The sequence below is a fragment of the Pseudoalteromonas phenolica genome, assembly GCF_005876835.1.
Lineage (GTDB): Bacteria > Pseudomonadota > Gammaproteobacteria > Enterobacterales > Alteromonadaceae > Pseudoalteromonas > Pseudoalteromonas phenolica_B.
In genome coordinates this window covers 15,470-28,532 of record NZ_PPSW01000028.1, presented here as the reverse complement: position 1 = coordinate 28,532, position 13,063 = coordinate 15,470, and the positions used below count along the sequence as shown (strand labels likewise).

The window sequence follows — 13,063 nt, the reverse complement described above, 5'->3', positions numbered from 1 at the left end:
TTCTTTTAATTTTATCCCTTTTTATGGGACAAACAACCGCTGTATACGCTCAATCACCGCAAATTAATATTTATTCATTTAGAAAGTATGAATTGATCAAACCTGTATTAGCCCAATTTGAAGCCGAGTCCGGCATCAAGGTGAACCTAGTTAATGGTAAATCAAAGCGATTGCTTGCTCGTTTAAAACAGGATGGTGAAGCGTCTCAAGCCGATGTGATTTTGAGCTCAGATCTAGCACAACTTCACAATCATAAGGATTTATTACAACCCATAGAAAGCAGACAAACATGGCAAAATGTTTCCAGTGCACTATATGATGAAAACGGTTACTGGATCAGCATCTCAATGCGTACCCGTGCATTATTCAGCCTGTCAGAACAAACATCGCAACCGATCCCAAATTCATTTGCACAGTTAAAACAAGCAGATTATCAAAGCGCCTTGTGTATTCGTGATTGGCAACATAACTACAATGCAACCTTAGCCGCTGCATTGCTGACAACCGACAATAAAAAAGACAGTGATTGGTTAAAGCTCGGTAATAAACTGTTAGCCAAACGACCAAGTGGTGGAGATCGCGACCAATTACGCGCCCTAGCCCAAGGACATTGCAAACTTGCCTTCGCCAACCACTATTATTGGCACATGATGAAGCGCGCCGATAACAAGCGCGACCAAATGCTGGCGAAAAAGCTCAGCATTCACTTTTTACAAACTGAAGACGGCCTCACGCCAGTTTCTACCACTTCGGCCGCCATTGCTAAACACGCCCCGAATAAACAAAACGCAGAGCTATTTATCGCTTTCTTATTAACGCAAAAGGCCCAAGAAATTTATGCGCAAAGCTTACACGAATTCCCGGTATTGAATGACATGATGGCCAGTCATGTGCCTTTTAGGCCCAATCTACCGGCCATAAAACAAGGCCTGCTGCGCTTAGCTGATGCCAATAAATTATTGGCAAAACATTAGTCAGCAAATATCGCCTGCAGGTCACAATTGAATAAGCTAAATGAATAATCTCGGTGTCCTAGCACTTCATAGGTCACCGCAGGTTTGTAGCCCTGCAATGTTCTCACTTGATGTTGCTTTATCTGATAGACTTGTTGTTGAAATGTACCATCGTCGAAGTAACGCCTGAGCTTGAAAAAAGTCTCGTAAAACTCCCACTTAAGATCCAAACCTTTTAAATCAATCGGGCTATTCATCGCTGTCCATTGCCCGTTAGTTTTGATATGTATTTGAAAGTCTTGATCACCACAGTTATGGGCAAACAATAATTCAGGCAATACCCGCTCCGAGTAAGCACTCGGAAAATAGAGGCCTAGATTACCTTTTGTGTAATAGTGACCAGTATGACTAAATACCTGACTATCAAACCTATCGAAGCCCAGACCTTTGACTATACGTTCAACATTCTGAATATAAGCTTCTGTTACATCGCCCGGAAAATACAGTAAGTGTGGCGTGTTGTATTTATCAGGTGTAGCTAACTCAGTAAATTCATAGTTAATTTGCTGCTGCTCTAACTGTTGCTTTAATTGAAAGCGCTGTGTATCAGATAAACCTTCATGATAGATATGTACAACGGGCTGTTGGCAAGCTGAAAGCACTAACAAACCAATAACCGAGGTAGAAAGGTGTTTAAAATTCAATGGACTGGCTCCATGCCTATTTTTTAGGCCAGCCTACATAATATGTCTCTTAAATGTCAATTGCTGCGACTTAACCGCCCTAAGAATTACTGTTACTTAATATACCTTTGAGAGCCAAGTCTGAACTGAGTTGCGCGGATATAAGACTTCTTTAAACAATTTATGCTGTTGATGCTCCAGACCCTTTTCATGACTCGGTAACCCTGCCAACACTTTATTGTGATGGGCATTAAATCGTGCCACCAAACTTAGGCCGGTTTGACGCACGAGCGCTTTAGACTTCATCAAATGCACCCTTACATCCTCTGCGGTCATTAGCCCATTAGCATCTAGGTTCATTAACTCACGTCTTAGCTGACTTCTTACACCCATGCTCACCCTACTCCTAACTGTTTAAAAGCGATGCGCAAGTTACCTGTTATTTGCTGCAGAAAAATGACAAGCGCAATAAAACTTAAGACCGAATGGCTCGCGAAAAAGTTTCGTCATTCACCCCAGCTAAGCGTTATACTGTCGCAAAGACGACTTTTAAGGTTAGCAATATGTCTGAATACGAACCTGAATACATTGAAATTGAACTAGAAGAAGAACCTATAGAACTATGTAACCTACTCAAAGTACTAGATTTAGCCGAAACAGGCGGGCAAGCAAAACAGTTGATCGCCGATGGCTACGTAGGCGTTAACATGGAGCTATGCACAGTTAAACGAAAAAAAATGTACTCAGGTGACAGCCTACACTTTAATGGTGAAGATTTTTTACTGACCTTGGCTGAGGGTGTTACTCCTGCAGTAAAGACAGAGCCTACGCTGCCAACAGAAGAAGCCCCCACTAAACGCAAACGTAGTCGTAGCCGTAAAAACAAAAAAGACAGCGATACCGGTCGTCGTCCTATCTCTTTTGGTTAACCAACTCTCAATAAGCAGGTAAGTTAAGATGACCATTTGGTACCACCCGATCACACTTGAGCTATGCCAAAAACTGGATGCGGGTTTACATGGCAAAGGCTCGCTTATGAAAACCTTAGGGATCGAAATTTCTGAAATTGGTGATGACTACCTAGTTGCCACCATGCCTGCAACAGCCGGTCATCATAACCCAATCGGTATGGTGCATGGCGGTGCAAATGTCGCCCTTGCAGAAACGGTAGCCAGTTACGCCGCCAATTTTGCCGTCGATTTTGAACAATTTTATTGTGTCGGCCAAGAGATCAACGCCAATCACCTCAAGGCGTCGCGTAACGGTACCTTAACGGCTATAGCGAAACCCCTGCATTTGGGTAAACGTACCTCAGTATGGGAAGTTAAAATCACCAATGCAAAAGGCGAATTGTGCTGTATTTCGCGTATGACAGCGGCAGTTATTGAGCGAGCAAACAAACTACCTATTTAACCAAAGCTCAGGTTATTTAAAGCGTCATTTAGCCATTTCAGCGACACATGACCTGTTTAATATGCTTTATTTGATTTAGCACAATAATAGACAGAGTAGTTTATCGCGCACTACGTTTTTACAAGTTAGGCTCTAATTATCTCCTTAGTGGAATATGTATTTGGAGCCTATTTATGACCGCTAAAGAACAAATAAAACTGCTAAAAGTCTTCATCGTCATTGGTTTAATCCTCATCGTGACAGGCCACTTTATCATCAGCAAAGAATGGTTAACCCATTTAGGGCCACTTGGCTTTATCATAGGCGCGTCTTGCATTGCGATTGGCTTAATTTGCTCATTACCGACAAAGATTTATCTGACGATATTGCTAATGAGAAATGAAGAGCACTAAGCGCTGACATCATGCCTAACTGCTTGTTAAACTCATAGCACATTAAGTTAAGAGCATGATGTTTTGGATAAAATAGAAACCTTAGTAATTGGCGCTGGCGTCGTTGGGTTAGCAATCGGTGCAGAACTAAGCAAGTCGCAAAATGTGTTGGTGATAGAACAAAACACCCATTTTGGTGAGCATACATCAAGCCGTAATAGCGAAGTCATTCATGCTGGTATCTATTATCCAGAAAATAGTTTAAAAGCGTCGCTCTGCGTGCAAGGTAAAGCACACCTTTACAAACACTGCCAAGCATTTCGTGTGCCCGTCAAACCTATAGGGAAAGTATTAATTGCACAAAACCATGATGAAGCAGAAAAGCTCGAAGCCATACGCCTACAAGCATTTAACAACGGCGTTAACGATTTAATCTGGCTTTCAAAGCAAGCACTATCAAACTATGCGCCAGGCCTTAACCTATGTGAGGCACTCTACTCTCCTTCTACTGGTATCATTGATAGCCACCAGCTGATGTACTCTTTTATTACACAGATTGAACAAAATCAGAGTTTGTATGTTGCAAACACACGCTTTGTGAAAGCCATACCGGATGAAAATGGGTTTGTGGTCTATTTACACTGTGGTGGCGAAGAAATGCAATTGCATTGTAAAAACCTAATCAATACTGCGGGGCTATTTGCACAAGATGTTGCACGCCACATTGCAGGAATAGACCACGCTTTAATTCCTGAGCTGCATTACTGCCGAGGCCAATACTTTACCTATCAGGGTAAACACCCATTTAAGCATCTTATTTATCCCATACCTGAAAAGCATGGCCTTGGGATCCACGCGACCCTAGATATGGCTAATCAGCTCAAGTTTGGTCCTGATACCGAGTTTATCAATAACCTGAATTACCAAACTGACGCAACACAAAAAGCCAAATTTGTGTCAGCAATAAAACGTTACTGGCCCAACTTAGATGAAACCAAGCTACATTGTGACTATGCAGGCATTCGCCCTAAGCTCAATTTAAGCGGCCAGCAAGATTTCGTCATTCAAACTGAGCTGCAACATGGTATAGCGGGTCTAGTGAATTTATTTGGTATTGAGTCCCCCGGACTCACAGCCAGCATGGCCATTGCAAAACATGTCAAAAACGCGCTGCAAGCATAGAATTGAAATAAAAAAGCTTAATATTCATAAACATTCCTAAATATTCATGTTGGTATTTATGGGTGAATTACCAAGAATAAGGCGTCAATTACCACAACAACAGGAATCGGTTATGACACTCGGACAATATATCAAACAGCTGCGCACAGATATGGAATTAAGCCAACCGCAGTTTGCTGAACGTATGCAGGTAGAGCAAAGTTATTTATCAAAACTTGAGAATGATAAATCTACTCCCTCTAATGAGGTTTTTAGGCAACTGCTCAGTGCGCTATCAATGGATGTCGATGCATTTATGTCGGGTCTAAAAGACAAAGGCAATATGGCATCGCTAAGACAGATCCCCGACCTAGATGGCTGGTACGCCTCACAACAAGTTACCTCTGAGCATAAGCAGCGTAAATTACTTTATAGCGCCATGCTTTTAATTGCCCTAGGTTCTGCAGTCTTTTATGTCGGTTTTCAGACAATACTCTTACCTGAACGTTTATATGAATATCGCTCTGAAGGCGTTGTACTAGCAGGCGAGCCTGAAGATATTTTCTCTGTCTGGCATCAATTTACCGACTCTCATGAGCAAAGAGAAATTAAAAAACGAGAAATGCATCAAAGAGAGTCTATTGAGATAATACTCACCTATACCTATCAAGGGAGACAATTTACAACTTCAGCTGGAGATAACAAAAGATTGTATAGGCAGGTTGTTACATCAGAGAGAGAGCAAACCCGCCTAGGCAATGTACTGATGCAATTCTTCGGCTTACTGAGCACTATTGCTGGCTTGGTGCTACTTATCATTGAACCTAGACTGTCGCGTCAAAACCGGTAGTTTTTATGTTGATCTAAAGAAACGCTTACATACTTTAAATTGCACTTACTAGAACGATTTGGGATAGTAAAGAAAAACACAACCATATAGTATGAGCGTTTCTTCACACCTGTTATTTTTCTTCTCATCACTGGGCGCATTTAATGGCCTGCTGTTAGCGCTGTTTCTACTATTAAAGAAAGATAAGCAAGACACCGATAATTGGTTAGCTATATTGCTGATTTTGTTGAGTGTCAGAATTGGTAAGTCGGTGGCGTTTTATTTCACGCCTACGTTAGATAAGAGCATTTTACAGCTTGGGTTGACTGCTTGCCTGCTAATTGGCCCTTGTATCCTTGCTTATGTTGCACAATCGACCTTAAAAAACTTATCAATGAAGCGGCTCACAATCACATTGAGTTGCTTTACTGTTGCAACAGTGATCATTGGCATACTCTTCCCTTATCAAGATTATCTAGAGCTATGGCAATATTGGATCTACCGCGGTTCGAGTTATTTATGGCTGATTAGTTTAGTCGTAGCGTCTGTCATGTACGCTCGAAACAATACCCACAAATTAGCGTTATCAAGGCACTTATTAACACAACAGCCTGTTGTCGTATTAGCGGGTAGTTGGCTAATTTGGACGGCCTATTTCACCGCCTCTTATACTTCTTATATTATGGGGGCATTAAGCTTTTCACTGGTGTTATATCTTACCCTACTATTGGCACTTAAATCTAAATGGCAAGAGAAAGCCTCGACGACGCAAAGCAAGTATCAAAATAATAAGCTCAACACTGAACAAACTGCCCGCTACTCAAGCTTGCTGAATAATTTAATTGAGACTGAGCAGGTTTATTTAGACCCGCAACTTACTCTACCGCGACTTGCGAAGCGCATGGGCGTAACTCACACACAGCTCTCTCAATTACTCAACGATCACTACCAAATGAACTTTAAGCAGTTCATTAATACACAACGCATAACCAAAGCAAAAGAAAGCTTGAAAGCCTATCCTGATATGCCTGTAGAAGAAGTGGCAGAGCGATGTGGGTTCAGCGCGTCATCTACGTTTTATAGTACCTTCAAGCAACAAACAGGTATGACCCCAAACCAATATCGAACTACTGAAATATAAGGCTGGACTCTTAGAATATAACCTAGCTTATTGTTATATATAAATATAATTTAACTTTGTGCAGACATTATTTATGGAGCACAAAAATGAAATGGCTATATCTTATTTTAATCACCACCTTTTTAAGCCCAACTATTGGTTGGGCTAATAATCGCCTAGCAGACAACTCAGCGGTAAAACAGGTTATTCAAAACTATCTTGACGGTACAAGTAACGCGGATCCAACATTTATAAAGTCGGCTTTTCACCCGCAGGCACAGCTATTACTTAACCACAGTAAAAAACCTTTTTGGCAAGTATCAGCGTCTGAATACGCGAGTTGGTTTAGTGAAAAATCAAAGTCTAGAACTGGTCATTTATTATCGCTAAAAGTAGACGGTGATACAGCGGTCGCTAGAGCCAAAATCACCACTGACAAGCCAGTAAAACAGTATATTGATCAGTTCTTATTAAAACGGTTTGATGACAAATGGCTAATCGTCAGTAAAACGGCCACCCAAATTGAAACTGAGGAAAACAAAAAGCAGCTAAAACTTGCTGCTGGCAAGCGCGTTCTGTTTATTGCCTCAAGTGCCGATTTTCATGGTAATTCAAAGCTGGCAACTGGCACCAGCTTTTCAGAGCTAGTTCATGCCTACGATGTGTTTATCAAGGCTGGTTATCAAGTAGACTTCGTAACCCCGAAAGGTGGTCAATTACCACTTGCGTACATCAATACTTCAGACCCTATGCATCGCAAACATATCTACGACCGAGACTTTATGTATGCGCTTGCTAACACGGCAAAGCCAGAGCAAATCGATGCCAGCCAGTATTTAGCCGTGCACTATGTTGGTGGTGGAAATGCCATGTATCAAGTTGCTGAAAATAAAACACTTCAAGAAATTTCAATGCAGGTATACGAACAAAACCAAGGCATAGTCTCATCGGTGTGTCATGGCACTGCAGGCATTGTGAATTTAAAACTGAGTAACGGTGAGTATTTAGTGTCTGGTAAAACCATCAGTGGTTACCCTATTGCTTTTGAAAAAAACGATGCCGCTTATTATCAAGAGTTTCCATTTGAAATCGAAACGCTCATAAAGCAAAGAGGTGGCGCATTTAAGTATGGTGAACCCAATCAGTCTTATGTTGAAGTTGATGGAAGAATAATAACTGGTACTAACTTTCAGTCATCTAAGGCTGTCGCAGAAGCAATGGTGAATGCATTAAATAAGTTGTAGACCTAATACAAGTGCCATAACTATGGCACTTGATTTTACATCATCTGAGCAACGTATTAGTTCCACATACCTGAACGTGAATACATGTATTCAGCATCAGCACACCAGTTTACATCAGCCCATGTGTAATCTTTATAATAGATCTTATCTACACATGCCTTCATGTAACCTTCTTCGATTTTGTATACATCAACAACACATGTCGTACCTGTACACTTACTTGCACTTGAACGATCATAAATACCACTGAACGTCCATTCAACACGTGCAACTTCTTTTGAAGTATTCACCTTAAACGCAACTTTAGGTGAGAATTGTGGGTTTGACTCAGCCCCCCAACAACGGTTTTGCGTATAGTTATCGTACTTCATTGTATCTACATAGCATGATACAGAGTTAGCGTAAGAGTTAACTGAGAATAGGCCTGCAACAAGCGCCATCAAAGCGATTAGTTTTTTCATTTTAATTGTCCTTATTAATATTTTAATTTCGCTCAATAATGAGCAGGGAATAACCTACCATCAAGAAAAACAAAAATAAACACTTTATTTACATTAATTAAACACCAAATAAACCTTACTCTTTCTCGGTGTTTATCTATCAATTTTAAAGCTACACTCTTTAAAATTAATTACATTGAGAGAAGATATCATGATCGAACAAGGCCAAGCTCTACCTAATGTTGTGCTAACCGAACTGACTGCTGATGGCATGAAAAATCACCAAGTGACTGAATTGTTTGCAGATAAAAAAGTTGTGTTATTTGCTGTACCTGGCGCTTTCACACCAACGTGTTCAGCAGCTCACCTACCAGGCTATGTGGTACTTGCTGATCAAATCAAAGCAAAAGGCGTTGATATTATTGCTTGTGTCTCTGTAAACGATGCATTTGTAATGAAAGCTTGGGGCGAAGCACATAATACCAGCGAATTAATGATGCTAGGTGATGGCGATGCGGCATTCACTAAAGCCATCGGTCTAGATAAAGAAACAGGCAGTTTTGGCGGTGTGCGCTCACAGCGTTATGCCATGATCATTGAAAATGGTGTGGTTACTGAGCTTGCAGTAGAAGCGGCTGGTGAATTTGAAGTATCAAAAGCGGAAGCTATTTTAGAAAAGCTGTAATTTGCTTTAGAAACTGAAAAGCTGAGCAGCAAAAATGGGCACGTATTCACGCGCCCATTTTTATTTGATTAACCAGAGCTTTGGTTAATTATTTGATTAATATCTAAAAATTAATAGAGAAATCATCCGCATCTAAATGAGCAGGAAAGCTTTTTCTAAATTGCTCAAGTTTCTCTTTGCTAAGCTCAGAAATCACAATTCCAGGCTTATTATCTTCACCTTGAGCCAAAGCTTCACCAACAAAGTCATAGGCTGCCGTTCCACCATTATGCGCAACGCCATTACCATCATCACCTACACGGTTACTGGCTAACACATAACATTGATTTTCAATGGCGCGGGCTTGTAACAAGGTATCCCAGATACGGCGGCGCGCCGCAGGCCAGTTTGCCACATTAACCATCACATCATAGTCGTTACGGTTACGCTGAAACACCGGGAAGCGCAGGTCATAACAAATTTGCGGCAAAAATCTAAAACCTTTAATTGTGAAGACTTTACGGCTATCGCCTGCACGCACATAGTCACCTTCTTTGCCTAGGCAAAATAAATGGCGCTTATCATAAAGTTCAAAGCTGCCATCAGGCCAGCACCAATAAAAGCGATTGGCTTTCTTGCCTTGTTGCTCAACCAGCACAGAGCCCGCAATCACCGTATTATGCTCTTTAGCTTGAGTTTGCATCCAGTTAAAAACAGGCCCCTGTTCGGCTTCTGCAACATCTAAATTAATCGCAAAACCCGTCGCAAAAGTTTCAGGTAAGAGAATTAAATCAACCGACTCTATGTGCTGCAATTGCGCTGTTAGAATGTCTAGATTTTGCTGCGGCTGTAACCAGACAATATCACTTTGCACTAAAGCAACTTTTAAACTTTCAGAGTTTATAGCTGACATAATTTCTCCGCAGCAGTCACAAGGGTTGAGTCTTCTTTAGCAAAACACAAGCGGATCACTTTGTCATTTGGTGCTTGGTTATAAAATACACTTAATGGGATCGCAGCAACGCCCACTTCTTTGACAAGGTATTCGCAAAACGCCACATCGTCTAATTCTGAAATATCGCTATAATCGAGTAATAAGAAATAAGTGCCTTCGCTTGGCAAAATTTTAAAACTACTCGGTGCGAGCGCTTCGATTAACAAGTCGCGCTTTTGCTGATAAAACGTGCTTAACTCGTCAATATGCTCAGGCTGCTCGCCCATCGCATCGGCGATAGCCAACTGGGCTGGCGTGAAACTCGAGAAGTTTACATACTGGTGGATTTTACGAAATTCCGTCATCAATGCCGCAGGCGCAACACAGTACCCCATTTTCCAACCAGTACAGTGGAATGTTTTACCAAAACTCGACACCACAAAACTGCGGGCAAATAAGCTTTCATCACGTAATGCACTTAGATGTGCTTGTCCATCAAAGCAAATATGTTCGTACACTTCATCGCTGATCAAATATAAATCGTGCTGCTCGAGTAAATGTTTTAACGCCTCGATGTCTGCTTGCTTTAACGTCTTAGTGCTTGGGTTATGTGGGGTGTTGATAATAATGGCTTTGGTTTTATCTGTAATTGCCCCAGCCACTTGCTGCCAATCAACTTTATAATCTGGTGCGGTTAGCGCGATATGCACGGTTTTACCGCCTGCTAACTCAATCGCTGGCTTATAAGAGTCGTAAGCGGGGTCAAATACAATCACCTCATCTTCAGGGCTGACTAATGCCTGAATGGCCACATATAAGGCTTCAGTTGCACCCGATGTCACCGTAACAGAGTGCTCTGCATTCACCGCCAGGCCATACTTGCGCTCAACCAACTGCGCAATTTGCTGTTGCAAAGCAGGTACACCACTCGATGGCGCGTATTGGTTAAAACCACTTTGACTGTAATGTGCCAGTCGCTCTTTTAACAGCGTTGGTGCGTCAAATTCAGGAAAACCCTGAGATAAATTAAGTGCTTGATACTGATTAGCCAAACCAGTCATTTGCGAGAATATACTCACGCCTAAATTAGGTAATTTACTTTGCACAAGGGCCCCTTTTTGTTGATGGTGCTTTCGCACGAGCGATGCTATCATTGCCAAAAATAGATGTATAGCCGTCTAAAATTATTTTTAAGATTCTTTATTATGCAGAATAATGCCGCAAAAAGCGCACTGATAGAAGCCGGTCGTTGGGTAAGCCAAAAAGGCTGGGTACCCGCGACAGGTGGAAACTTCTCAATTAAAACAGAAACAGGCTTTGTTGTGACTGCCAGTGGTTACGATAAAGGCCACTTAGCACCTGAGCACTTCTTAGAACTTAATCAACAAGGCGGCATTACAGCTGGCCATGGTAAACCCTCAGCTGAAACAGCCCTGCATTTGAAACTGTATCAACTTCAGCCTGATACTGAATGCGTACTGCATACTCACTCAATCGCCGCCACTGTGTTATCACGCTTTATTAAAGGTGACGCCTTATCTATACAAGGTTATGAGATGCAAAAATCGTTACAGGGTATTCGCAGCCATGAAGACGTATTAAAAATTGCCATTTTCGACAATGATCAAGACATCGATAGACTGGCTGAGCTTGTCGCACAGCGCCATCTAGCTGAGCCTGTAGTTCACGGCGTGCTGATCCGCGGTCATGGCTTATATGCCATAGGTAATAGCGTGGCAGAAACCCGTCGCCATATTGAAGGGCTAGAGTTTTTATTCGCCTGTGAATTAGAACGCATTAGTTTAAGTGCAAAATTATGAACAAATTTGTGCAAACACCTAAAGCTGTTCTAAAGCTTTTATTTGCCAATTTGCTTAAAAGTAATAAATTGGAGTCAGCGTTATGATCAAAGCCATCATCACCGATATTGAAGGCACCATTACTCGTATTTCATTTGTGAAAGACATTCTGTTCCCGTATGCCGCTCAACACCTTGCGCAATTTGTCGAGCAAAACCAAGACAAGCCTGAAGTCGCAGAGCAAATACAGGCGGTAAAAACCGAAATCGCACTGCCTGACGCGCCATTGAGTACAGTCATTGATGCCCTACTTAGCTGGATAGCCGAAGATAAAAAAATCACGCCACTTAAACAACTGCAAGGTTTGATCTGGCAAACAGGTTACCTGCAAGGTGACTTTACCGGCCACATCTACCCAGACGCACAACAGTTTCTTGCTGAACAAAAAGCCGCTGGCCGTGAGTTGTATGTGTATTCATCGGGCTCAGTAAAAGCACAACATTTGTTATTTGAATACTCCGATTTTGGCGATATTCGCCCGTTATTCACTGGCTATTACGACACCAAAGTCGGCGGTAAAAAAGAGCAAACGTCTTATGAAAATATCTTAGCGCAGATCCCTTTTTCAGCCAACGAAGTGCTATTTCTAAGCGATGTGTTAGCGGAGTTAGACGCAGCGAAAGCCGCAGATATGCATACCTTACAGCTGTGGCGCGATGACCAAGCTCGTAGCGAAACACACCCATTTATCGAAGATTTTACACAATTTAATGAAGCGTTATTTGTATGAGTAATTTAACTATCTACCGTCATGATGAGCCTGCGCAAGCAATCTTCCAAAGCGCAGACTTTAAAGCCATTCAAACCGAGCTAAACAAAGCTGGCGTGTTATTCGAGCAATGGCAAGCAAATGCCGAAATTGCAGCCGAAAGTACACAAGAAGATATTATTTCAGCCTACGCGGATGACATTGCCCGTGTACAACAAGATGGTGGCTACCAAACCGTAGACGTTATCTCGTTAGCCAAAGGCAACCCAAATGCCACCGAATTAAGACACAAGTTTTTATTCGAGCATACTCACAGCGAAGATGAAGTGCGCTTCTTTGTTAAAGGTCAGGGGCTATTTTGTTTGCATTTAAACGAGCGCGTTTATCAAGTGCTATGCCAGCAAGGTGATTTAATTTCTGTACCAGCAAACACCCAGCATTGGTTCGATATGGGCAGCGACCCTGAGTTTACCGCCATTCGCTTTTTCAATAATGAAGCGGGTTGGGTTGCACAAAGCACTGACAGCGACATTGCCACACAATTTTCTATTTTAGATTAAGCAAGCTTAGACGTCCCACACTGAGATGAATAAAAAGAGAGAGCTGATGTTGACCACACTACTCTCTTTTTTAATTTATTACGCTGTCTTTATCGAATTTTATACCAATCCTCTTAATTAAGC

The 13,063-nt window shown here is 41.8% G+C and carries 17 protein-coding genes; 12 read left to right on the top strand and 5 right to left on the bottom strand.

From position 1 onward, the window contains the following. The first annotated feature begins 23 nt into the window (after positions 1–23). Positions 24–974, top strand: coding sequence for an extracellular solute-binding protein (locus C1E24_RS17025; protein WP_240722042.1), 951 nt, complete (start codon positions 24–26; stop codon positions 972–974). Here the strand turns inward: C1E24_RS17025 and C1E24_RS17020 are convergent. Then, entirely contained in the window at positions 971–1,657 is a 687-nt protein-coding gene (locus tag C1E24_RS17020; protein WP_138483537.1) for a hypothetical protein, read from the bottom strand. The two genes, C1E24_RS17025 and C1E24_RS17020, sit on opposite strands and share 4 nt — an antisense overlap. A 96-nt stretch (positions 1,658–1,753) precedes the next feature. Further along, positions 1,754–2,029 (bottom strand): hypothetical protein, encoded by a 276-nt coding sequence (locus C1E24_RS17015; RefSeq protein ID WP_138483535.1) that lies wholly within the window; start codon positions 2,027–2,029, stop codon positions 1,754–1,756. Between the two features lie 170 nt (positions 2,030–2,199). On the opposite strand from C1E24_RS17015, the gene C1E24_RS17010 reads away from it, so the two are divergent. The 7 genes from C1E24_RS17010 (at position 2,200) to C1E24_RS16980 (ending at position 7,774) form a co-directional block, all read left to right on the top strand. After that, positions 2,200–2,565 (top strand): RNA-binding S4 domain-containing protein, encoded by a 366-nt coding sequence (locus tag C1E24_RS17010; RefSeq protein WP_138483533.1) that lies wholly within the window; start codon positions 2,200–2,202, stop codon positions 2,563–2,565. A gap of 28 nt (positions 2,566–2,593) precedes the next feature. Then, positions 2,594–3,049 (top strand): PaaI family thioesterase, encoded by a 456-nt coding sequence (locus C1E24_RS17005; protein WP_138483531.1) that lies wholly within the window; start codon positions 2,594–2,596, stop codon positions 3,047–3,049. 173 nt (positions 3,050–3,222) lie between these two features. Beyond that, the gene (locus C1E24_RS17000; RefSeq protein WP_138483529.1) at positions 3,223–3,441 is read left to right on the top strand and encodes a hypothetical protein; all 219 of its coding nucleotides are present in this window, start codon (positions 3,223–3,225) and stop codon (positions 3,439–3,441) included. A gap of 63 nt (positions 3,442–3,504) precedes the next feature. Next, positions 3,505–4,602, top strand: coding sequence for an NAD(P)/FAD-dependent oxidoreductase (locus C1E24_RS16995; protein ID WP_138483528.1), 1,098 nt, complete (start codon positions 3,505–3,507; stop codon positions 4,600–4,602). Positions 4,603–4,714: 112 nt separating this feature from the next. Next, a complete protein-coding gene (locus C1E24_RS16990) occupies positions 4,715–5,431 on the top strand; it encodes a helix-turn-helix domain-containing protein (protein WP_171040920.1) in 717 nt (238 codons plus the stop codon). 91 nt (positions 5,432–5,522) lie between these two features. After that, positions 5,523–6,551 carry a helix-turn-helix domain-containing protein gene (locus C1E24_RS16985; protein WP_138483524.1) on the top strand — a complete coding sequence of 343 codons (1,029 nt, stop codon included), beginning with the start codon at positions 5,523–5,525 and terminating at the stop codon, positions 6,549–6,551. Positions 6,552–6,637: 86 nt separating this feature from the next. Beyond that, positions 6,638–7,774 (top strand): nuclear transport factor 2 family protein, encoded by a 1,137-nt coding sequence (locus tag C1E24_RS16980; protein WP_138483522.1) that lies wholly within the window; start codon positions 6,638–6,640, stop codon positions 7,772–7,774. 56 nt (positions 7,775–7,830) lie between these two features. On the opposite strand, the gene C1E24_RS16975 is transcribed toward C1E24_RS16980, so the two are convergent. Next, positions 7,831–8,235: a hypothetical protein gene (locus tag C1E24_RS16975; RefSeq protein ID WP_138483520.1), complete on the bottom strand. Its 405-nt coding sequence runs from the start codon at positions 8,233–8,235 to the stop codon at positions 7,831–7,833. Positions 8,236–8,425: 190 nt separating this feature from the next. Between C1E24_RS16975 and C1E24_RS16970 the strand changes: the two genes are divergently transcribed. Further along, positions 8,426–8,899 carry a peroxiredoxin gene (locus C1E24_RS16970; protein ID WP_138483518.1) on the top strand — a complete coding sequence of 158 codons (474 nt, stop codon included), beginning with the start codon at positions 8,426–8,428 and terminating at the stop codon, positions 8,897–8,899. A gap of 103 nt (positions 8,900–9,002) precedes the next feature. Here the strand turns inward: C1E24_RS16970 and C1E24_RS16965 are convergent, their stop codons facing one another. Together C1E24_RS16965 and C1E24_RS16960 are read right to left on the bottom strand one after the other, a co-directional pair. Beyond that, on the bottom strand, positions 9,003–9,791 hold the full coding sequence (locus tag C1E24_RS16965) for an amidohydrolase (RefSeq protein ID WP_138483516.1): 789 nt from the start codon (positions 9,789–9,791) through the stop codon (positions 9,003–9,005). Next, complete coding sequence (locus C1E24_RS16960; RefSeq protein WP_138483514.1) at positions 9,779–10,966, bottom strand: methionine aminotransferase; 1,188 nt, start codon at positions 10,964–10,966, stop codon at positions 9,779–9,781. The genes C1E24_RS16965 and C1E24_RS16960 overlap by 13 nt, the downstream gene beginning before the upstream one ends. Positions 10,967–11,017: 51 nt before the next feature. Here C1E24_RS16960 and C1E24_RS16955 point away from each other — a divergent pair, with 51 nt between their 5' ends. From C1E24_RS16955 to C1E24_RS16945, 3 genes are all read left to right on the top strand, one after another. Beyond that, positions 11,018–11,632, top strand: a complete 615-nt coding sequence (locus C1E24_RS16955; RefSeq protein WP_138483512.1) for a methylthioribulose 1-phosphate dehydratase — start codon at positions 11,018–11,020, stop codon at positions 11,630–11,632. 82 nt (positions 11,633–11,714) lie between these two features. Further along, positions 11,715–12,401 (top strand): acireductone synthase, encoded by a 687-nt coding sequence (gene mtnC / locus C1E24_RS16950; protein WP_138483510.1) that lies wholly within the window; start codon positions 11,715–11,717, stop codon positions 12,399–12,401. Continuing rightward, positions 12,398–12,940 carry a 1,2-dihydroxy-3-keto-5-methylthiopentene dioxygenase gene (locus C1E24_RS16945; RefSeq protein ID WP_138483508.1) on the top strand — a complete coding sequence of 181 codons (543 nt, stop codon included), beginning with the start codon at positions 12,398–12,400 and terminating at the stop codon, positions 12,938–12,940. Before mtnC ends, C1E24_RS16945 begins: the two co-directional genes overlap by 4 nt. Positions 12,941–13,063: the final 123 nt, after the last annotated feature.